This is a genomic window from Salsipaludibacter albus, assembly GCF_019798055.1.
GTDB lineage: Bacteria > Actinomycetota > Nitriliruptoria > Nitriliruptorales > Nitriliruptoraceae > Salsipaludibacter > Salsipaludibacter albus.
In genome coordinates this window covers 17,730-36,742 of sequence record NZ_JAHOPH010000030.1, presented here as the reverse complement: position 1 = coordinate 36,742, position 19,013 = coordinate 17,730, and the positions used below count along the sequence as shown (strand labels likewise).

Here is a 19,013-nt window from a genome sequence, read left to right as displayed (position 1 = left end):
CTCACCAGGGCTCGGCGCTGTCGGGCTGTTCCCAGTCGGGCCGCTCGGGGTCCAGCGGTGCGGGGTGGTGGTCGTCGGGCGTGGCCAGCGAGGTGATTCGCCAGCCGTCGGCGGTGCAGGTGACCTCGACGCTGACCGGGACCACGCGCGGGTGGTGGTCCAGGACCACGACGACGTTGACCCGGTCCGCCCGGGTGGCGTCCAGCAGGACCCGGCGCAGCGTCAGGGCACGCCCCCGGGCCGGGACCCGTCGTCGCCGTCGGACCAGCGCGGCCAGTTGGCGGGCGACCCGGCCGTCGACCAGGTCCCCGAGCTGGGTCGCGTCACGGCACCCGTCGCGGACCTCCAGCAGCGCCGTCGCGCCGAGCACGGCCAGCTCCAGCGGCTGGCGTGAGCGCACGTGCCGCTGCAGCCGGGGCGCGTCCGCCGGTGCCGGATGCCGGCGCCCGGTCATGGCGCACCCCCCGGTCGGGCGTCCGCCAGCAGGCGGGTCCCGACGAGGGCCCCGGCCACCAGCCACGGGGTCGCCGCTGCCGCCAGCAGCCACCAGAGCCTGGCACGGTTCCCGGGAGGAGCCCCTCGCGGGGGCGACGGTGCGAGGGGCCCCTCGGGGTGCCCGCCGGAGCGGGCGGTCGTGATGTCGTCATGCATCTCATGAACTTTCATTCACTACGGTGCAGCATGGTCGACCGAGGCGCCGCTGTCAAGTGCGCGACCCGTGGGCATGTGGAGGACGTCGCGCGCCGAGCCGGCGGGGGCCGACTGCCGGCGTCCGGCCGGATCGGGCGTCGCAGCCGTCCCAGTAGGCTGTCGGGTCCGGTGCGGGGCCGAACCGATGAGGATGGGATCCGATGACCAGCGGAACTGGCAGCGAGGTGGCCGACGCGTCCGACACCACCGAGCGGATCGAGGTCGACCCCGCTCGCGAGGTGGACGGCACCCTGCTGCGCACCGAACTGACCGATGCCCAGCGGCGTGACCTGTTCGAGCAGCAGGTGATGCCGGAGGTGGATCGCCTCTACGGCGCCGCCATGCGCTACACCCACGACCCGACCGAGGCCCAGGACGTCGTCCAGGAGACGGTCGCCAAGGCCTTCCAGAGCTTCCACCAGTTCCAGCAGGGCACCAACCTGCGGGCGTGGCTGTACCGCATCCTGCACACGACCTACATCTCGATGTATCGCAAGAAGCAGCGCCGGCCCCAGGAAGCCCTGCAGGAGTCGATCGACGACTTCTCGTTCTACGACGAGGCCCGCACCGGCGACAGCGCCGAGTACGAGGTGCTCGAGACGATCACCGACGAGCAGGTCAAGGAGGCGTTGGCCGACTTGCCGGAGGCCTTCCGCATGGCGGTCTACCTCGCGGACGTGGAAGGGTTCGCCTACAAGGAGATCGCCGAGATCATGGACACGCCGATCGGCACGGTGATGTCCCGGCTGCACCGTGGAAGAAAGGCGCTCCAGAAGGCGTTGCGGGATTATGCCGAGGACAATGGCCTGATCGATTCGCCAGGAGGCCAAGCATGAGCGGGGCGCAGACGGACGGCACGACCGAGGACGCCGTGGGTGGGAACTGTGCGGAGGGCTCCGGCAACTGTTCGGAGGCACTCCGCGACCTCGAGCGCTACCTCGACGGTGAGTTGCCCGAGTCCGACCTGGGGTCGATCCGTGACCACCTCGCAGCCTGCTATCCGTGTGCCGACCGCGCCACGTTCGAAGAGCAGCTGCGGGCGATCGTGCGGGAGCGGTGTGTCGAGCGCACCCCACCGGATCTGCACGCCGCGATCCGCGAGCGGCTGGACGTGATGTCCGGCGACCCGGGCCCGAGCGCCTAGCCCGAGCTGGGCACCCGACCCCAGGACCACGCCGCGCCGGCCTGCACTGCCTGCCCGGCCCCGTGCGGGCGGTCACCTATCCTCGGCGGCCACGCCTCGACGTGACCGGAGGATCGCGTGGCCGACACCGTGATGGTGACCGGTGGAGCCGGCTTCGTCGGCTCCACGCTCGTCGACCGGATGCTCGCCGAGGAACGACGCGTCGTGGTCGTCGACGACCTGTCGAGCGGCCGGCTGGCCAACCTGGACACGGCCCGTCGTGAGCACGCGGGCCAACTGGACTTCCAGCGTCTCGACGTCACCTCGGATGCCCTGGGGCCGTTCATCGGCCGCCACCGGCCCGAGGTCGTCTACCACCTCGCCGCCCGTGGGCCCGGCCCGCGCAGCGTCGCCGACCCGGTCGGCGACGCCCGCGTCAACCTCCTGGGCACCGTCAACCTCCTGCAGGGCGCGGTCGACCACGGCGTGCGCAAGGTCGTGTTCGCCAGCTCCGGGTCCGGGCTCCACGGCAGGCTCGACCCCGACGACCTCCCCGCGACCGAGACGTCGCCAACCGTCCCCACGTCGCCCTACGGCGCCGCCAAGCTGTCCGCCGAGCACTACCTCGGGGTCTTCGCCCTCCTGCACGACCTCGAGTGGACCTCGCTGGCGATCGCCGACGTCTACGGCCCGCGCCAGTCCGGCACCGGCGAGGGCGGGATCGTCACCGCGATGGCCGAGGCGATGCTGGCCGACCACGACGTGACGATCCACGGCGACGGGGAGCAGACCCGCGACTTCGTGTTCGTGGACGACGTCGTGCACGCGATGGCACTGGCGGCCGACCGGGGCCACGGGCGGCGCTACAACATCGGCACCGCCCAGCAGACCAGCCTCAACCAGCTGTTCCGCGCCCTGGCCGCCGCCACGCGCTTCACGCATCGTCCGACCAGGCTCCCCGAGCAGCCCGGCGACGTCGCCCACACCGCGCTGTCGGGCCGCCGGGCCGCCGAGGACCTGGGCTGGAAGCCCTGGACCACCCTCGAGGAGGGCCTGGCCACGACCCTGGAGTGGCTCGCGTCACGCCGCGGGTCCTGAGCCGACGCGAGCCCGGTCCGACGAGTCGTCGGACCTCGCGCGCTCGGACCCCGGTTCAGTCCACCTCGCCGACCAGGGCGTGGGTGAGCAGCAGGACCGCCCCGGCCACCAGCAGCGCGTCGCCCGGCGAGACCACCCGGTCGAGCCAGCCGATGCCCACCACGTCGCCCAGCCAGGGGAGCACGGTGGCCTCGGTCATGAGCTGGTGCGGGCCGGCGACGGGCAGCATCGCCGGGTCGCCGCCCAGGGCCAGCACCGCCGCCGGATCGACCGGCATCCCGCCGTTGCCAACGACGACCATGCCGTTGGCGGCGACGCCTGCCGTCAGGGCGGCGGCCCCGGGCAGGCGGAAGTTCACGATGCCGACGGCCACGAGCGCCGCGTGCGAGACCAGGGCCAACGCGACCGCACCGCTGCCGACCGGGTCGGTCCACCCGGCCAGCGCAAGTCCTGCAAGTCCCATGCCCAACACCGGGGTCCAGGCGACGAGGGGGACCCGTGGGTGCAGTCCCCGTCCGCGTCCCCGGGCCAGGGCGACGGCGAGCGCGATCCCGACCGTGAGCGCGCCGAGCAGCATGCGGGTGCTCCGGTCGGGGGCAGGGCGTTGCGGGACACCTCCACGCCGCCGGTTCCCGGTGGTGGACAGGTCCGGGCGCGAGGGTGCCAGCGGGCGCTCGAGACCTCACGGAACCTCGGCGCCCGACCGACCGGCCGTCGTCTACCCTGCCGCGCATGGCCTCCAAGTCGCGCTCCGGTCGCCCGTCCCGTGGGGGAGGGCGACGTCGTGGTGGCGAGTCCGACCCCGTCGCCGAGCTCAGCGGCCCCCTGCGACAGGTCCTGGATCGCCTGCCCGAGACCCAGCGCCGGGTGCTGGAGTACCGGATGGGGCTGGTGGACGGCCACCCGCACGACCTGGCCGACACCGCGCGTGCGCTCAACCTCGGCATGACGGAGGCGGGCGAGATCGAGGCGCGAGCCTTCGACCACATCCGCGAGGTGATCCCGCTCGACCGCCTGGGGAAGCTGCTCGGGAAGTGACCCGACCGCGGCGCGCACCGGCTCGTGGACGGCACCCCTGATGTCCACGCTCCACGAGCTCGTCCACGAGCACGTCACGCTGCCCGACGCCGCGGTCGACCACCTCCAGGCGGTCGTGTCCGACTGGCAGATCCTGGCCGACCTGTCGTTCGCCGACCTGCTGATGTTCGCACTCGACGATGCCGACCAGTTCGTCGTGCTGGCCCAGATGCGGCCCTACACGGCCCCGACCATGCACCACGAGGACCTGGTCGGTTCGGTGTGGGGTCCCGACGAACGCCCCCGGGTCGCCGAGGCGTTCCGCAGTGGCCGGATCCAGCGGATGGTCCGTGGGGCCGTGCCCACCGCCTTCACCGACGACCCACCCGAGGTGGACGGGCAGGGCGACGTCCCGCCCACCGCGCCCCCCAGGTCGCGCGGTCACGTCGAGGTGGACCGCATGGCGACCGACGACGCCGACGCCCCGGACGGGACCAGTGGCGACCCGGATCCGCGCCACGACGAGGTGCCTGTCGCCTATCGCAACGACGCGATCCCGATCTGGTTCGACGGCGCCGTGGTGGCCGTCGTCACGCGCCAGATCAACCCGGCCACGACCCGCTCGGTCTCGGCGCTCGAGCGGGCCTACCTGGGCACGGCCGACGAGCTCGCCGACATGCTGGCGGTCGGCGCGTTCCCGTACCCCGGCGAGTCCCACGAGCGTGAGCTCGCACCGCGTGTCGGGGACGGGATGCTGCGGCTGGATCCCGACGGGCACGTGGCCTACGCCTCGCCCAACGCAGTCAGTGCCTACCGACGTCTCGGTGTCGTGGGCAACGTCATCGGCCAGAACGTCGGGGACTTCGACATGGACGACGTCGCGGTGCTGCGGGCGCTCGGTGACGGCGACGCGCTGGAGTCCGAGGTCGAGGCACGTGGGGCGGTCGTGCTGCGCCGGCTGCTGCCGCTGACCCGTGACCACGAGGTGCTCGGCGGGCTGATGCTGGTCCGCGAGGTCACCGAGCTGCGTCGCCACGAGCGACTGCTGCTCTACAAGGACGCCACGATCCGCGAGATCCACCACCGGGTCAAGAACAACCTCCAGACCGTGGCGTCACTGCTGCGGCTGCAGGGGCGGCGGCTGTCGTCGCCCGAGGCCGTGGAGGCCCTGGCCGAGTCGGTGCGACGGATCTCGTCGATCGCACTGGTCCACGAGACCCTGTCTCAGGACGCACGCCAGCGCGTGTCGTTCGACAAGGTCGCCTCACGGCTGGCCGACATGCTGACCACGGGCCTGACCGATCCCGAGCGACCGGTCCAGGTCGTCATCGACGGGCTCGCCGGCGAGCTCGGGCCGGACGTCGCCACGCCGCTGGCCCTGGTGCTGTCGGAGCTGTTGCAGAACGCGGTGGAGCACGCCTTCCCCGACCGGGGTGGCGAGGTGCTGGTCCGGCTCGACCGGCGCCCGGCGCGGCTGGTCATGGAGGTGGTGGACGACGGGGTGGGAATGCCCGAGGGTTGGGACCTGCGCCGGGACGCCAACCTCGGCCTGCAGATCTCGCTGACCCTGGTGGAGTCGGAGCTGGCCGGCACGCTCACCCTCCACAGCGACGGCCCCGGCACCCGCTGCGTGGTCGACCTGCCCCTCCCCGGCTAGCACCGCGGATCATGGCTCCGCTCGGACGCGCTGACCACCACTCCTCGCCCGACCGCTTCCCGCCGAGCGTGATGGATCGGTGCGGACTGTTGCACGATCCGGTCACGCTCGAGATGTGGGGCGGGACGCACGACGGCCCGCCGGGAGTCCGGCGGGCCGTCGAGAAGAGGTGGGGGTGGTGGCGTCAGCTGGCCATGCGGCGGCGACGCTGGCGGGCGCGCTTGAGGGTCCGACGCTCGTCCTCGGTCAGGCCGCCCCAGATGCCGGCGTCCTGGTTGGAGGCCAGGGCGTACTCGAGGCACTCCTCGCGCACCGAGCAGGTCATGCAGACCTGCTTGGCCTCGTCGGCCTGCTCGACGGCGGGGCCGGTCGAGCCGATGGGGAAGAAGAGGTCGGGGTCTTCGTTGCGGCAGGCCGCCTGGTTGCGCCAGTCCATGGTGACTCCTGGGTGGTCGTGCGAGGCAGCGAGGTGGTTGCGTGCTGCTCGTCGCGGTGTCAGTTCGTGAGGTCGTCGGGGCTGTCCCGGGGAGGTTGTGAAGAACATCACAACCACTTGTGAAAATCGTAACGAGGGGTGGTGAGGCTGACAAGACCCTTGGCGAAAATGGCCGGGACGGGTTTGTCGGCATTCCGGCCGAATCCAGTGGCGGAATGGCCGGGATGTGCCCCGGGACTGCCACAGGCGGGAGATCTGGCGTTACTCAGCGAATCCGTCCGATGCCAACTCTGGACCCAAAAACGTGCGCTGACCGAACACCCTGAGTGCTCGGGGGATGGATTCCAGCCGACACTCGGTGAACTCCCCGGCGTAGTCACCGTCCACCTGGAGGGGTCGTGGGACCGAACTGGTCAGGGTGAGCAAGTGGCGATCGTGCAGCAGGGTGACGTCGTCGCCGGCCGGCAGGCCGTCTCCGTCCAGCAGGCCCTTGACCAGCCGCAGCAGCCGCAGTGCCGACACCGGTCCGATCAGGGCGAGGTCCAGCCCGGTGTCGAAGCCCGCGTCGGGCGTGACGTGCAGGGGCCGGGTGCCCAGCCAGGTGTAGGGCGTGGTGTTGCCGACGATCGCGATCGAGCCCGGGCCCACGGTGGTGCCGTCACCGGTGCGGACCTGCAACGTCCCCGCGGCCCGGTCGGCGTCGGCGAAGTAGGTCCGGGTCGCCTGCCACACGAACGCGCCCTGTCGCAGACGCCGCTTCATGGTCGGGGCCTGCTCGACCGCCCGGACCACCGCGGCGTCGAACCCGTACCCGGCGTGGAACGCGAAGTAGCGTCCGGCGGCCCGGCCCAGGGAGATGTGGCGGTCGTGACCGTGGCGCACGGACTCCAGCAGCGCCGACGTGGCGTGCACCGGGTCGTTGGGCAGGCCCAGCGCCCGCGCGAAGACGTTGGTGCCGCCGCCGGGGATCACCCCGAGGACGGCCGAGGTACCGGCCATCGCCTGGATCACCTCGTTGGCCGTGCCGTCGCCGCCCAGGGCGAACACGGCATCGACCCCGTCATGGATGGCACCGGCGACGATGTGGGTGGCGTGGCCACGCATCTTGGTGGGCTGGACGTCCAGGTCCATCGTCGAGGCCAGGGCGGCCGCGATGACGTCGCGCACACCGGCGTCGGTCGTCGTGGCGTTGGGGTTGAAGACCAGGACGGCGCGCATCAGGCCGCGTGGGCGAGGGCGGCGTCCAGGTCGGCCAGCAGGTCGTCGACGTGCTCGATGCCGACCGACAGCCGCAGCAGGTCGTCGGGCACCTCCAGCGGCGTCCCGGCCACCGAGGCGTGGGTCATCACGCCCGGGTGCTCCACCAGCGACTCCACCCCGCCCAGCGACTCGGCCAGGAAGAACAGCTCGGTCGACGTGGCGACGACCTCGGCGGCCGCCCGGCCACCGGCGAGCTGGACCGACACCATCCCCCCGAAGTCGCGCATCTGGCGGGCGGCGATCTCGTGCCCCGGGTGGTCGGGCAGCCCCGGGTAGTGGACGGCCGCGACCGCGGGGTGCTCGGCCAGGTGGGTGGCGATCGCGCCGGCGTTGGCGCAGTGGGCCTGCATCCGCACGCCCAGGGTCTTGATCCCCCGCAGGGTCAGGTAGTTGTCGAACGGTCCGCCGACCGCCCCCACCGCGTTCTGGAGGAAGCGCAGGCGCTCGGCGGTCTCGGCGTCGGTGCACACGGCGCCCCCGACGACGTCGGAGTGCCCGCCGAGGTACTTGGTGGTGGAGTGGACGACGAGGTCCGCGCCCAGCCCCAGGGGCTGGGTCAGCCACGGGGTGGCGAACGTGTTGTCCACGACCAGCCGTGCGTCGGCCTCGTGCGCGATCTCCGCCGTCGCGGCGATGTCGACCACCTTCAGCAGTGGGTTGGTCGGCGTCTCCACCCACACCAGCCGGGTGCTCGGCCGCACGGCCGCACGGACCGCGTCGAGGTCGCCCATGTCGACGGTCGACACCTCCAGGCCGGCCGGGACGTGCACCTGGGCCACCTGGCGCCAGGTCCCGCCGTAGACGTCGTCACCCATGACCACGTGGTCCCCGGGGGACAGCGTCCGGAACACGGCGTCCTCGGCGGCCAGGCCGGACGCGAACACCACCGCGTCGTCGGCCTCCTCGAGGCTGGCCAGGGCGGTCTGCAGGGCGTCCCGGGTCGGGTTGCCGCTGCGGCCGTAGTCCCAGCCACGGTGCTCGCCCACGCCGTCCTGGGCGTAGGTCGACGTCTGGTAGATCGGGACGTTGACCGAGCCGGTGCGCGGCTCCGGCTCCTGGCCGGCATGGATCGCGCGGGTCACGAAGTGCATCGGGGAGGTCCTGGGGTCGGCGTCGGGGTGACACGGCACCCCGACGGGTGGCTGGTCAGCGGATGCCGGCGAGGTAGCCCAGCAGGTCGGACCGGGTGAGCACGCCGACGGGTCGGTCGTCGTCGACGACGATCACGGCGGCGTCGGTGCCGGTGAGGCGGTGGAACACCTCGTCGACGCGGGCGCCCGGCGCGATCTGGGGCAGGGGTGGCTGCATCGTGTCGCCCACCGGTGAGCGCATGACCTCCGGGTCGGACAGGGCCGCGTCCAGCAGGGCGTTCTCGCGGATGGACCCGATCACGTCGTCGGTCCGGGCGTCGTCGTGCACGCCACTGCGGAAGACCGGCATCTGCGAGACGCCGAACTCCTTGAGGATGGCGATGGCGTCGGCCACCGTCTCCTCCGGGTGGACGTGCACCAGCGACGGCAGCTCGCTGTCCTTGGTGCGCAGGGCGTCGTCCACCCCGCCACGGGAACGGTCGAGGAAGCCGTGCTCGGCCATCCAGTTCTCGTCGTAGAGCTTGGAGAGGTAGCCGCGCCCCGAGTCGGGGAGCAGGACGACGATGGTGGCGTCGTCGGGCTGCTCGCGGGCGTACTCGCGGGCCGCCCACAGGGCCGTCCCGCACGAGCCGCCGACCAGCAGTCCCTCCTGGCGGGTGCAGCGGCGCGCCGTCGCGAACGAGTCCTCGTCGGAGACCCGGTACCACCGGTCGACCACGTCGGGGTCGAAGGTGGGCGGCCAGAAGTCCTCGCCGATCCCCTCGACCAGGTAGGGGTGGACCTCGTCGCCGGAGTACAGCGAGCCCTCGGGATCGGCGCCCACGACCTGGACCTCGGGCTTGCGCTCCTTGAGCCAGCCGCCCACCCCGGTCGCGGTTCCACCGGTCCCCACGCCACAGACGAAGGCGTCGACCTGGCCGGCGGTCTGGCGCCAGATCTCCGGTGCGGTCGACCACCGGTGGGTTAGGGGATTGGACTGGTTGAAGTACTGGTTGGGCTTGAAGTGGTTCGGGCGACCGGCGAGCCGGTCCGACACCGAGTAGTAGCTGCGGGGGTCCTCCGGCTCGACCGCCGTCGGGCAGACCACGACCTCGGCGCCGTACGAGCGCATCAACGCCACCTTGTCCTCCGCCACCTTGTCGGGGACCACGAAGATGCAGCGGTAGCCCTTGAGCGCCGCGGCGATCGCCAGGCCCACGCCGGTGTTGCCGGAGGTCGGCTCGACGATGGTGTCACCGGGCGCGAGCTCGCCGGCTGCCTCGGCCGCCTCGACCATCGCGATGCCGATGCGGTCCTTGACCGACCCGCCCGGGTTGAGCATCTCCAACTTGGCGAGCAGGGTCGGGCCGATGTCGGCCGAGAAGCGCTCGAGGGCCAGCAGCGGGGTGTCGCCCATGAGTGCCAGCAGGTCCGGGGCGACCTCGCGACCGAGCGCGTCACGATTGCGCCGGGGAGCGTCCGCCAGGTCGTGGTGGCGCCCGATCAACCGGTCGTAGTTGGACGGGTCGTTGACGTCGAACGCGGACATGCCACCACCGGGGAATCGGGTCGTCGGTCGCCGTGCGACCGGGCGCTCCATCGTAGGGTCTGGTGCGACCGCGGAGCCGTCCGGACGGCGTGCGCCCGCGCCGAGGGGGCGCGGGCGGTCGTGGTACCCCCGGTAGGAATCGAACCTACGCATCCGGCTCCGGAGGCCGGTGCTCTATCCACTGAGCTACGGGGGCTCGGGACGACCACCCACGGTACCAGCGTGCACGGGCACACCCGCCGCCACGCGCACCCGGGAACACTGGTGGCCGGGGACGGGTTGTCCACCGTCCCGCCCCCCGTCCCCGGCGGGGATCGCCACGCCCGCGCACGCTCGGCACGCCGCCCGGAGGTCACCGTGAACTGGTTCCGTCGACCGGCCACGCTGGACGACTCCCAGCGAGCCGAGCTGCCCACGCTGCTCGGCCGCCTCGATCGGTTCGACCCCGGCCAGCGGGAACGGCTCGAGTCGCTGACCGCCGCCCTGGTGCACCGGCGCGACTGGACCCCGGCCCGGGGCTTCGACCTCACCGCCCGGATGCAGTTGCACGTCGCCGCCCACGCGGCGGTGCTGGGGGTCGGCATCGACGAGCCCGACCCGTTCGCCAACGTCGAGTCGATCGTCGTCCACCCGTCCACGATGGTCGACCGCCGACCACGACCGACCCCGATGCGCGGGGTCGTCACCGAGGCACCTCGGGCCCTGCTCGGGCACACCACGGCCAACGGCCCGGTGTTCGTGTCGTGGGCGGCCGTGCGACGTGATCGCGCCACCGGGGCCGGCGACGTGGTGCTCCACGAGTTCGCCCACAAGCTCGACGCGGCGACCCACCTGCTGGACGGGACACCGCGGATGGACACCCCCGCCCACCTCGAACGCTGGGTCCGGGTCTGCACCCGGATCCACCGGGACCTGCGGCGTGGCGCACCGGACCCGGTCCTGCGGTCCTACGCCGCGACCAACCCCACCGAGTTCTTCGCCGTCGCCACCGAGGCCTTCTTCGTGCGGCCGCTGGACCTGCGCCACGTCCATCCCGACCTGCACGAGGTGTTCGTCGACTTCTTCGGCCAGGATCCCGCGGCCGTCGACGAGGCCCGCGGGCACGTCGTGACCATCGCGGACCCGGACGAGGACGCCGAGCGGTCCTGACCGATCCCGACACGACGAACGACGGGGGCGGCCCGGGTGGGCCGCCCCCGTCGTGGGGATCGTTCGCGCGGTGGTCAGCTGGCGGGCATCAGGACCGCGTCGATCAGGTGGACGGTCGCGTTGGCGGTCTGGACGTTGCCGCAGACCACGTTGGCGGTGGTGCCGTCCGGCGAGGTCACGGTCATGGCCTCCCCGTCGAACTCCAGCTCGCCACCGGCGAGGGTCGGCACGGTGCCGGCCTCGGTCAGCGCCTCGGCGTCCATCTGGCCCTCGGCGACGTGCAGGGTCAGGATGCCGGTGAGGGCCTCCTGGTCGGCCAGCACGGCCTCCAGGGTGTCGGCGGGGATCTCCTCGAACGCCGCGTTGATCGGGGCGAAGACGGTCAGCGCCTCGGCCGAGTTCAGCGTGTCGACGAGGTCGGCCTCGGTGACTGCGGTGACCAGGGTCGACAGCAGCGGGTTGCTGGACGCGGCCGTCGCGACCGGGTCGTCGGCCATGCCGGCGGACGAGCCCTCACCCTCGGTGGGGATCTGGTCACAGGCGGGCCCGACCGGCTCCATCATCATGGACTCGGTCATGTCCTCGCTGGGGGCCATCGACTCGGTCATGTCCTCGGTCGGGGCCATCGACTCGGTCATGTCCTCGGTGGGGGCCATCGACTCGGTCATGTCCTCGGTGGGGGCCATGGTCTCGGCGGTGTCCTCGGTGGCGGTGTCGGCGGGGTCGTCGGACCCGCAGCCGGCCAGGACGAGCCCGAGGCCGGCCACGACGGCGACGGCGCCGGTGCGGAAACGAATGGAACGCATGGTGTCAGCTCCTGGTGGAGGGTCGTACGACCGGTGTCGTACGTGGGTTGTCGTTGCACGCGTGGTTCGTTGCGGTGGCGGTGGTGGTTTGGTGCCCAGTGCCCTTCCGGTCGCCCGGCCGTCGGGCCGGGCGTGGCGGGGGTCATCCGTCGACGAACACGGCCTGGCTGTGCCACCCGGTGGCGCCCTCGGGGAACGGGGGCGTGCGCTCCTCGCGCTGCACGGTCCCGTCCGCGTCGGTCGCCCGAACCGTCAGCTGGTGGCGCCCGGGCTCGACGTCGGTGGTGTCCCACTCGAACACCCACTGGCGCCACGTGTCGGTGCCGACGGCCGTCGCCAGTCGTGCCTCGCGGAACTCGCCGTCGTCCACCCGGACCTCGACCGCGTCGATGCCGCGGGTCTGGGCCCAGGCCACGCCGGCCACCGCGACCGTGGAGCGGCCCAGGCGTGCGAACGGCTCCGGCGTGTCGATCCGGCTGGAGACCTTGATCGGGGCGCGCTCCGCCCAGCCGCGCTCGACCCAGTAGGCGTCGAGGGCGTCGAAGGTGGTCAGCTCGACCTCGGACAGCCACTTGGTGGCCGACACGTAGCCGTACAGACCGGGGGTCACCAGTCGCAGCGGGAAGCCGTGCGCGGCCGGCAGCGGCTCGTCGTTCATGCCCCAGGCGACCAGGCAGTCCCGGTCACCCACGGCCTCGACCGGGAACCCCGCGGTGAACCCGTCGTGGGCGCGCCCGACGACCTGGGTCGCTGCGGGGTCCACCCCCACCGTCTCCAGCAGGTCCGCGAGCCGTACTCCCTGCCACCGGGCGGTCCCGACCAGGCCGCCCCCGACCTCGTTGCTCACACAGGTCATCGTGATGACCCGCTCGACGGAGGGCATCGCCAGCAGCTCGCCGTAGCTCCAGGTCCGTTCCTCGTCGACCATGCCGTGCACGCGCAGGGTCCAGTCGGCCGCCGACAGCTGGGGCACCTCCAGGGCCGTGTCGATCCGGTAGAAGTCCCGGTTGGAGGTCACGAAGGACGACAGGCCCTCGACGTCGGGATGGGCGCCCGCGGGCACCGCGTCCGCCACGTCCGCGGGCTCCGGCAGTGCCAGGTCGGCGCGCTCGTCGGCGACCGAGAAGCGACGCCCCAGAAGCCGACCGAGACCGGCGGACAGGACGCTGCCGGCCAGGACACTCGTCGCAGCCAGCACGAAGCGTCGACGCGTGGGGCCGACGTCGGGCTCCACCGGGCCCGACGCGGTCGTGGTCGGCACGACCAGCCCGACCGGCTCGTCGTCCGCGGCTGGCGTGGCGACCGGGACCCGGCCACGGTCGACCAGCAGCCACAGCGTGGGCAGTGCCACGACCGCGGTCGCCACCCCGGGCAGCAGGCCCAGTGGCAGTGGTGTCGTCGGGCCCAGTGCCGTCGCCAGGGTGGCGGCCCCGGCCAGGAGCAGGGCGGCGACCATCGCCGCGATCAGGTGGCGGCGCGCCACCAGCCCGATGCCGGCGGCGACCACGACGAGCACCAGCAGGATGCTGCCGAGCAGGACCAGCTTGTCGTTGGTCCCGAACAGGTCGATCGCCAGCTGCTTGACCGGCTGGGGAACGGCGTCCACGACGCGGTCGCCGATCGCGACGACGGGGGAGGTGAGCCGGCGCGAGAGGCCGGCGACCAGCTCGCCGGCCGCGACGCCGGCCAGCGCAGCCAGCACGCCGGCGATGGCAACGCGCAGGGGCGGGGGAGGGAGGGTGTCTCGGTGTGTGTCCATGTGTGGTGGTTCGCAGGGGCCCCGGCGCCGGTTTGCCGTGACGGCGCCGGGCGCGGGTGCCCCGGGTCGTGCTCAGTGCAGGTCGAAGGCCAGCAGGAGCCCCGCCGTGGAGGTGAACAGGGCCGCCGTGGCGCACACGAACATCGACCGCGGATGGCGCCACCCGACGTCGCGACCCTCGCGCTCGGTGTAGTTCACCCGGGACAGCCACATCGCGAACAGCGACAGGAGGATCGAGGCGACCGGCAGGACCACCATGACGATCGGGAAGCCGTCCAGCGCGGTCCTCACGAGCACCGCCAGTGAGACCAGGATCAGGCTCGACGACGTGCGCTGGTCCGCCAACGTGCTGCGGGCACTCGGGGCCGGTGTCGTGTCCGCCATCGTCAGCGCAGGACGACGTTGAAGGCCAGCCCCAGGATCGCACCGGTGGCGACGGCGGCCGTGACGACCAGTGCCATGGCGGGGCTGGGCAGGGACCGGTCCAGGCGCAGGGCCCGCTCGGTGACGGCCCAGCGCAACAGCGCCCCGAGCACGATCGCCAGTGACAGCCCGAAGGCCGAGATCGACAGCAGCAGTGACAGCGGGCCGATCAGCTCACGCACGAGCAGGACACCACCGCCGCCGGCCGCGAAGCCGGTCGAGGTCCGGATCCACGACAGCAGCGTGCGCTCGTTGGCCAGGCTGAAGCGGGGATCGGGCTCGGTGCCCACGGCGTACACCCAACGGGGTCGCCGAGGACGTGATCCGTCCATGCCGGGCAGGCTGTCCATGAGGCGCGGCTCCTGGTCCGCAGTGCCGTACCGACCCTAGGGCGTGTCGACGCCCCGCACGATCGTCAGGGGACACGGCGCGTGGCTGGCCAGCTGCTGCGAGACCGATCCGAGCACCAGCCCGGCGAAGCCGCCACGGCCACGCGCCCCGACGACCAGCAGGTCGGCGCCCCTGGCCGCCTCGATGAGGACCCGTGACGGACGTGTGCCCTCGACGGCGACCGGCGTGACGTCGGTCGGCCGCCCGCCCTCGAGCGCGTCCAGCATCCGATGGATCCGCCCGATCGCGCGGTCGTAGGTCCACTTGTCCTGCTGCTCGCGCCACTGGGCCGCGAGCTGGGCCTGCGCCTTGAGCTCTTCGGCACCGGCGATGCCCCCGCCCTGCGCCATGCTGTGGGGATTGCGTTCCTCGGTGGGCCCGTAGACCGTCACGACGTGGAGGGGCGCGTCGCGCTCCGCGGCGTACCCGGCCGCCCACGCGAGCGCGTCCTGCGCAGGTTGCGATCCGTCCACTCCGACGACGACGGGGCTGGGCATGGCGAGATCCTGACGGCGGAGGGACGATGGCTGCAGGGACCATGATGGTCGGTCGCCCTCGTCGGGGCAAGGTCGGCGGACGAGGCGGGCACGGGGGCATCTACACTCGGGCCGGATCCGGCGTCGCGTCGGATCGCTCCCGCCGCGGGGTCGTCCGCGGTTCCCGCACCGTCGCCGACCGTGAGTCCCCATGACCTCCTCCGACCCCGTCCTGGTCGACCTGGGCGCCGCCATCGACGCTGCCCTGGCCGCGGCCGACCTCCCCCCCGTCGACGATCCCGCCTTCGAGCGTCCGCGTGATCCCGACCACGGGGACTGGGCGTCGACGCTGGCCCTGCGGTTGGCCAAGCCGGCCCGCATGGCGCCGCGCGCGATCGCCGACGCGGTGGTGGCCCACCTCGACCTGCCCGACGCGGTCGCCTCGGTCGAGATCGCCGGACCGGGCTTCCTCAACTTCCGGCTGTCGGACGACCACAACGCGACGATGGTCCGCGACATCCTGGCGCGGGGCCGGGCGCTGCGGCCGGTCGAGCGGACCGGGGAACGGATCAACGTCGAGTTCGTGTCGGCCAACCCGACCGGTCCGCTCCACATCGGCCACGGGCGCTGGGCCGCGGTCGGCGACGCGGTGGCCGAGCTGCTGGCGGCGGTCGGCCACGAGGTCGTGCGCGAGTACTACGTCAACGACGCCGGGGGCCAGGTCGTGACCTTCGGCGAGACACTGGTGCTCACGGCCCGCGGCGAGGTGCTCGACGACCACCACTACCAGGGCCGCTACGTCACCCGGGTGGCCACGCAGCTCCGCGCCGACTGGGGTGACGAGATCTTCGAGGAGGAGGGCCCCGGCGACCTGCCGGGCTGGGTGGCGGCGCTCGGCGGGGAGGCCGTCGACGACACCGACGCACCGCACGGGAGTGCCGGCGACGGGACCGGGCGCATGTCGCACCGGCTGGCGCTGCGGGTCGGGATCCTCGGTGCCGAGGTGATGCGCCAACGACTCGAGGGCACCCTGCACGACCTGGGCGTGGACTTCGACACGTGGTTCTCGGAGCGGCGCGAGCTGCACGACACCGACGCGGTGGCCGACACCCTGGCCGACCTCGAGGCTGCCGGTGCCACCTACGTCGAGGACGGGGCCGTCTTCCTGCGCACGGCCGAGCACGGCGACGACAAGGACCGGGTGCTGGTGCGGGCCAACGGCGTGCCCACCTACTTCGCCGCCGACTGTGCCTACCTGCGCAACAAGTTCGCCCGCGCCGACCACCTCGTCTACATCCTGGGCGCGGACCACCACGGCTACGTCGCGCGGCTCAAGGCCGCGGCCGCCTGCCTGGGCCATCCGCCCGACGCGCTCGAGGCCAGGATCGGCCAGATGGTCAACCTGCTGCGTGACGGCGAGCCGGCGAAGATGTCCAAGCGTGCCGGCACGTTCGTGGAGCTGTCCCAGGTGGTCGACGAGGTCGGGGCCGACGTCACCCGCTACCACTTCCTGCGGTCCGGCCTGGACACCGCGCTCGACTTCGACCTCGCACGCGTGGCCGAGCAGTCGATGGACAACCCGGTCTACTACGTGCAGTACGCTCATGCCCGGATCTCGTCGCTGCTGCGCACGGCCGACGAGCGGGGCTTCGACCACGGCACGCCCGGCGAGGCCGACTTCACGCGCCTGGTCCACCCGGCCGAGGCCGACCTGCTCCGCGAGCTGGACAAGGTCGACGAGGTGGTCGCCGCGGCGGCCGAACTGCGGGCCACCCAGCGGCTCACCCGGTACGCCGAGGACCTGGCGGCCACCTTCCACCGCTTCTACACCGAGTGCCGCGTGCTGGTCGACGACGTCGAACTCGGCCGCGCGCGCTACCACCTCGCCGCCGCCGCCCGGCAGGTCCTCGCCGACGTGCTGGGCCTGCTGCGGGTGTCCGCCCCGGACCGGATGTGAACCCGCTGCACCCCGTCGTGGAGGACCGGGCGTGATCCACGTCAAGACCCCGAACGAGATCGCCAGGATGCAGCGCGCCGGACGCTTCGTCGCGGACATCCTGGACGAGCTCCGGTCACTGGTCCGGGTCGGCGTGAACCTGCTCGAGATCGAACACCGCTGTCGCGAGCTGATCGCCGACGGCGGTGGGGTCTCGTGCTACTGGGACTACGCGCCACCCTTCGGCAGCGGCCCGTTCCGCAACGTGGTCTGCCTGTCCCTCAACGACGCCGTGCTGCACGGCCTGCCCCACGACGTCGACCTGGGTGACGGTGACGTGCTCACCCTCGACCTCGCCGTGTCGTTGGACGGCTGGGTCGGCGACCGGGCGATCACCGTGATCGCCGGCACGCCCCGCGAGCAGGACCTGCGGCTCGTGCGCGCGACCGAGGAGGCGCTGGCGGCCGGGATCGACGCTGCCCGGGTCGGCAACCGGGTCGGGGACGTCTCCCACGCGATCGCCGAGGTCGCCGCCGCCCACGGCTACGAGCCCAACGTCGAGTTCGGGGGCCACGGCGTCGGTCGCACCATGCACGAGGGCCCGTCCATCCCCAACGCCGGCCAGCCGGGACGGGGACCCCGGCTCCGCGCCGGGCTGACCTTCGCGATCGAGCCCTGGTTCGCCGCGTCCACGCGCGACATCGTCTACGACCCCGACGGGTGGACCATCCGGTCGGCCGACGGCTCGCGCACCGCCCACAGCGAGCACACGATCGCGGTCACCGACGACGGCCCCCTCGTCCTGACCGCGTCCGGGTGAGCCGGGGCCCGGCGCGCCGGACCTGTCGGGTCAGCCGACGTCGGTCGCCAGCAGGTCGTCGTGGGTCTCGCGTCGCACCACCACCCGGGCGTCACCGTCGCGGACGAACACCACCGGCGGCCGACGCAGCTTGTTGTAGTTGGAGCCCATCGAGTGGCCGTACGCACCGGTCACGGGCGTGACCAGCAGGTCGTCGACGGCGGTGTCGGCAGGCAGCGCCGCCGCGAACAGCAGCACGTCGCCGCTCTCGCAGTGCTTGCCGACCACGCGCGCGCGCAGTGGCCGGTCGGCACCGACGTCGCGTGCCAGGACCGCCTCGTAGCCGGACCCGTACAGCACCGGCCGCGGGTTGTCGCTCATCCCCCCGTCGACGGCCACGTAGGTCCGCACCCCCGGGATCTCCTTGATCGTGCCGACCCGGTAGACGGTGACGGCGGCGTCGGCGACGATCGCGCGTCCGGGCTCGACCCGGATCCGGGCGGTCACGCCCAGGTCGCGGCACGCGCCCAGCACGGCGTCTGCCCACGCGGTGATGGTCGGAGCCTCCTCCCCGGTGACGTAGGCGACACCCAGCCCACCGCCCAGCACCAGTTCGGGCAGGTCCAGCGGCACGGCGAAGTCGGCCATGACGGCCGCGGCGCGTGCGAACGACGCCGCATCGAACACGTTGGAGCCGATGTGGCAGTGCAGTCCCGACAGCCGGACCGCGGCGGAGCCCCGCGCACGCTCGACGGCCCGTGCCGCGTCGCCGTTGGCGAGGTTGAAGCCGAACTTCGAGTCGTCCTGCCCGGTGGCGATGAACTCGTGGGTGTGGGCGTGCACGCCCGGGGTGATGCGCAGCAGGACCGACGGCGGCTCGCCGGCTCCCCCCGAGACCAGGTCCTCGATGCGGTCCAGCTCGTCGAAGGAGTCCACGACGACGTGGCGCACGCCGACCTCCAGCGCGCGGCGCAGCTCCGCCACCGACTTGTTGTTGCCGTGCAGGACGCAGTCGTCGGCGGGCACGCCGGCCGCGAGCGCGACGTGCAGCTCGCCACCCGAGGCCACGTCGAGCAGCATCCCCTCCTCGTGGGCCAGCCGGGCCATCGCCCGGCACAGGAACGCCTTGGCCGCGTAGATGACCCCGCCCGGGCCGAAGGCCTGCACCGCCTCGCGACAGCGCGCCCGGAGGTGGTCCTCGTCGTAGACGAACAGCGGGGTGCCGTGGGTCGCCGCCAGGTCGTCGATGCGGCAGCCCGCGATCGCCAGCATCCCGTCGGGCTCGACCGTGGCGTTGTCGGGCAGCAGGCCCGGGTCGAAGTCGCTCATGCTCGGTCGTCGCCTTGGTCGTGGCGCGGGTTCGGGGTGGGCGGCA

General features: G+C 72.7%; 20 protein-coding genes and 1 tRNA gene. 8 read left to right on the top strand and 13 right to left on the bottom strand.

Annotated features, from left to right (window positions below; all coding sequences use genetic code 11):
* Position 1: 1 nt before the first annotated feature.
* Positions 2 to 454, bottom strand: a complete 453-nt coding sequence (locus KR546_RS15325) for an Rv3235 family protein (RefSeq protein WP_238445593.1) — start codon at positions 452 to 454, stop codon at positions 2 to 4.
* A 397-nt stretch (positions 455 to 851) separates the two neighbouring features.
* Here KR546_RS15325 and KR546_RS15320 point away from each other — a divergent pair, with 397 nt between their 5' ends.
* From KR546_RS15320 to KR546_RS15310, 3 genes are all read left to right on the top strand, one after another.
* Positions 852 to 1,526, top strand: a complete 675-nt coding sequence (locus KR546_RS15320; RefSeq protein ID WP_238445592.1) for a sigma-70 family RNA polymerase sigma factor — start codon at positions 852 to 854, stop codon at positions 1,524 to 1,526.
* Positions 1,523 to 1,834, top strand: coding sequence for a mycothiol system anti-sigma-R factor (gene rsrA / locus KR546_RS15315; RefSeq protein ID WP_238445591.1), 312 nt, complete (start codon positions 1,523 to 1,525; stop codon positions 1,832 to 1,834). Before KR546_RS15320 ends, rsrA begins: the two co-directional genes overlap by 4 nt.
* A gap of 117 nt (positions 1,835 to 1,951) precedes the next feature.
* On the top strand, positions 1,952 to 2,911 hold the full coding sequence (locus KR546_RS15310; RefSeq protein WP_238445590.1) for an NAD-dependent epimerase/dehydratase family protein: 960 nt from the start codon (positions 1,952 to 1,954) through the stop codon (positions 2,909 to 2,911).
* Between the two features lie 55 nt (positions 2,912 to 2,966).
* On the opposite strand, the gene KR546_RS15305 is transcribed toward KR546_RS15310, so the two are convergent.
* Positions 2,967 to 3,488 (bottom strand): DUF5317 family protein, encoded by a 522-nt coding sequence (locus KR546_RS15305; protein WP_238445589.1) that lies wholly within the window; start codon positions 3,486 to 3,488, stop codon positions 2,967 to 2,969.
* A 155-nt stretch (positions 3,489 to 3,643) separates the two neighbouring features.
* On the opposite strand from KR546_RS15305, the gene KR546_RS15300 reads away from it, so the two are divergent.
* Both KR546_RS15300 and KR546_RS15295 read left to right on the top strand, forming a co-directional pair.
* On the top strand, positions 3,644 to 3,949 hold the full coding sequence (locus KR546_RS15300) for a sigma factor-like helix-turn-helix DNA-binding protein (RefSeq protein WP_238445588.1): 306 nt from the start codon (positions 3,644 to 3,646) through the stop codon (positions 3,947 to 3,949).
* A gap of 40 nt (positions 3,950 to 3,989) precedes the next feature.
* Positions 3,990 to 5,585: a sensor histidine kinase gene (locus KR546_RS15295; protein ID WP_238445587.1), complete on the top strand. Its 1,596-nt coding sequence runs from the start codon at positions 3,990 to 3,992 to the stop codon at positions 5,583 to 5,585.
* Positions 5,586 to 5,769: 184 nt separating this feature from the next.
* Here KR546_RS15295 and KR546_RS15290 read toward each other — a convergent pair whose 3' ends face one another.
* The 5 genes from KR546_RS15290 to KR546_RS15270 form a co-directional block, all read right to left on the bottom strand.
* On the bottom strand, positions 5,770 to 6,021 hold the full coding sequence (locus tag KR546_RS15290) for a WhiB family transcriptional regulator (RefSeq protein WP_238445586.1): 252 nt from the start codon (positions 6,019 to 6,021) through the stop codon (positions 5,770 to 5,772).
* Between the two features lie 261 nt (positions 6,022 to 6,282).
* Entirely contained in the window at positions 6,283 to 7,239 is a 957-nt protein-coding gene (locus KR546_RS15285; protein ID WP_238445585.1) for a diacylglycerol/lipid kinase family protein, read from the bottom strand.
* On the bottom strand, positions 7,239 to 8,372 hold the full coding sequence (locus tag KR546_RS15280) for a cystathionine gamma-synthase (protein ID WP_238445584.1): 1,134 nt from the start codon (positions 8,370 to 8,372) through the stop codon (positions 7,239 to 7,241). Before KR546_RS15280 ends, KR546_RS15285 begins: the two co-directional genes overlap by 1 nt.
* A 55-nt stretch (positions 8,373 to 8,427) precedes the next feature.
* Entirely contained in the window at positions 8,428 to 9,900 is a 1,473-nt protein-coding gene (locus tag KR546_RS15275; protein WP_274388180.1) for a cystathionine beta-synthase, read from the bottom strand.
* 121 nt (positions 9,901 to 10,021) lie between these two features.
* Positions 10,022 to 10,096 (bottom strand) — tRNA-Arg (locus KR546_RS15270).
* A 161-nt stretch (positions 10,097 to 10,257) separates the two neighbouring features.
* On the opposite strand from KR546_RS15270, the gene KR546_RS15265 reads away from it, so the two are divergent.
* Positions 10,258 to 11,049: a M90 family metallopeptidase gene (locus tag KR546_RS15265; RefSeq protein ID WP_238445583.1), complete on the top strand. Its 792-nt coding sequence runs from the start codon at positions 10,258 to 10,260 to the stop codon at positions 11,047 to 11,049.
* 74 nt (positions 11,050 to 11,123) lie between these two features.
* On the opposite strand, the gene KR546_RS15260 is transcribed toward KR546_RS15265, so the two are convergent.
* From KR546_RS15260 to KR546_RS15240, 5 genes are all read right to left on the bottom strand, one after another.
* Positions 11,124 to 11,855 carry a fasciclin domain-containing protein gene (locus KR546_RS15260; RefSeq protein ID WP_238445582.1) on the bottom strand — a complete coding sequence of 244 codons (732 nt, stop codon included), beginning with the start codon at positions 11,853 to 11,855 and terminating at the stop codon, positions 11,124 to 11,126.
* A gap of 142 nt (positions 11,856 to 11,997) precedes the next feature.
* Positions 11,998 to 13,614 (bottom strand): molybdopterin-dependent oxidoreductase, encoded by a 1,617-nt coding sequence (locus KR546_RS15255; protein ID WP_238445581.1) that lies wholly within the window; start codon positions 13,612 to 13,614, stop codon positions 11,998 to 12,000.
* A 72-nt stretch (positions 13,615 to 13,686) separates the two neighbouring features.
* Entirely contained in the window at positions 13,687 to 13,998 is a 312-nt protein-coding gene (locus tag KR546_RS15250) for a hypothetical protein (protein WP_238445580.1), read from the bottom strand.
* 2 nt (positions 13,999 to 14,000) lie between these two features.
* Positions 14,001 to 14,387, bottom strand: a complete 387-nt coding sequence (locus KR546_RS15245) for a YidH family protein (protein ID WP_238445579.1) — start codon at positions 14,385 to 14,387, stop codon at positions 14,001 to 14,003.
* Positions 14,388 to 14,423: 36 nt separating this feature from the next.
* Complete coding sequence (locus tag KR546_RS15240) at positions 14,424 to 14,924, bottom strand: universal stress protein (protein ID WP_238445578.1); 501 nt, start codon at positions 14,922 to 14,924, stop codon at positions 14,424 to 14,426.
* A gap of 190 nt (positions 14,925 to 15,114) precedes the next feature.
* Here KR546_RS15240 and KR546_RS15235 point away from each other — a divergent pair, with 190 nt between their 5' ends.
* A complete protein-coding gene (locus tag KR546_RS15235; protein WP_238445577.1) occupies positions 15,115 to 16,860 on the top strand; it encodes an arginine--tRNA ligase in 1,746 nt (581 codons plus the stop codon).
* Between the two features lie 31 nt (positions 16,861 to 16,891).
* Positions 16,892 to 17,659: a type I methionyl aminopeptidase gene (gene map / locus KR546_RS15230; protein WP_238445576.1), complete on the top strand. Its 768-nt coding sequence runs from the start codon at positions 16,892 to 16,894 to the stop codon at positions 17,657 to 17,659.
* A 30-nt stretch (positions 17,660 to 17,689) separates the two neighbouring features.
* On the opposite strand, the gene lysA is transcribed toward map, so the two are convergent.
* A complete protein-coding gene (gene lysA / locus KR546_RS15225; protein ID WP_238445575.1) occupies positions 17,690 to 18,967 on the bottom strand; it encodes a diaminopimelate decarboxylase in 1,278 nt (425 codons plus the stop codon).
* Positions 18,968 to 19,013: the final 46 nt, after the last annotated feature.

What these genes read in the sequence shown, in the direction of transcription:
- KR546_RS15325 (WP_238445593.1), bottom strand. Translation starts at nt 454, where the DNA reads ATGACCGGGCGCCGGCATCCGGCACCGGCGGACGCGCCCCGGCTGCAG.
- KR546_RS15320 (WP_238445592.1), top strand. Translation starts at nt 852, where the DNA reads ATGACCAGCGGAACTGGCAGCGAGGTGGCCGACGCGTCCGACACCACC.
- rsrA (WP_238445591.1), top strand. Translation starts at nt 1,523, where the DNA reads ATGAGCGGGGCGCAGACGGACGGCACGACCGAGGACGCCGTGGGTGGG.
- KR546_RS15305 (WP_238445589.1), bottom strand. Translation starts at nt 3,488, where the DNA reads ATGCTGCTCGGCGCGCTCACGGTCGGGATCGCGCTCGCCGTCGCCCTG.
- KR546_RS15300 (WP_238445588.1), top strand. Translation starts at nt 3,644, where the DNA reads ATGGCCTCCAAGTCGCGCTCCGGTCGCCCGTCCCGTGGGGGAGGGCGA.
- KR546_RS15295 (WP_238445587.1), top strand. Translation starts at nt 3,990, where the DNA reads ATGTCCACGCTCCACGAGCTCGTCCACGAGCACGTCACGCTGCCCGAC.
- KR546_RS15290 (WP_238445586.1), bottom strand. Translation starts at nt 6,021, where the DNA reads ATGGACTGGCGCAACCAGGCGGCCTGCCGCAACGAAGACCCCGACCTC.
- KR546_RS15285 (WP_238445585.1), bottom strand. Translation starts at nt 7,239, where the DNA reads ATGCGCGCCGTCCTGGTCTTCAACCCCAACGCCACGACGACCGACGCC.
- KR546_RS15280 (WP_238445584.1), bottom strand. Translation starts at nt 8,372, where the DNA reads ATGCACTTCGTGACCCGCGCGATCCATGCCGGCCAGGAGCCGGAGCCG.
- KR546_RS15275 (WP_274388180.1), bottom strand. Translation starts at nt 9,900, where the DNA reads ATGTCCGCGTTCGACGTCAACGACCCGTCCAACTACGACCGGTTGATC.
- KR546_RS15260 (WP_238445582.1), bottom strand. Translation starts at nt 11,855, where the DNA reads ATGCGTTCCATTCGTTTCCGCACCGGCGCCGTCGCCGTCGTGGCCGGC.
- KR546_RS15255 (WP_238445581.1), bottom strand. Translation starts at nt 13,614, where the DNA reads ATGGACACACACCGAGACACCCTCCCTCCCCCGCCCCTGCGCGTTGCC.
- KR546_RS15250 (WP_238445580.1), bottom strand. Translation starts at nt 13,998, where the DNA reads ATGGCGGACACGACACCGGCCCCGAGTGCCCGCAGCACGTTGGCGGAC.
- KR546_RS15245 (WP_238445579.1), bottom strand. Translation starts at nt 14,387, where the DNA reads ATGGACAGCCTGCCCGGCATGGACGGATCACGTCCTCGGCGACCCCGT.
- KR546_RS15240 (WP_238445578.1), bottom strand. Translation starts at nt 14,924, where the DNA reads ATGCCCAGCCCCGTCGTCGTCGGAGTGGACGGATCGCAACCTGCGCAG.
- KR546_RS15235 (WP_238445577.1), top strand. Translation starts at nt 15,115, where the DNA reads ATGACCTCCTCCGACCCCGTCCTGGTCGACCTGGGCGCCGCCATCGAC.
- lysA (WP_238445575.1), bottom strand. Translation starts at nt 18,967, where the DNA reads ATGAGCGACTTCGACCCGGGCCTGCTGCCCGACAACGCCACGGTCGAG.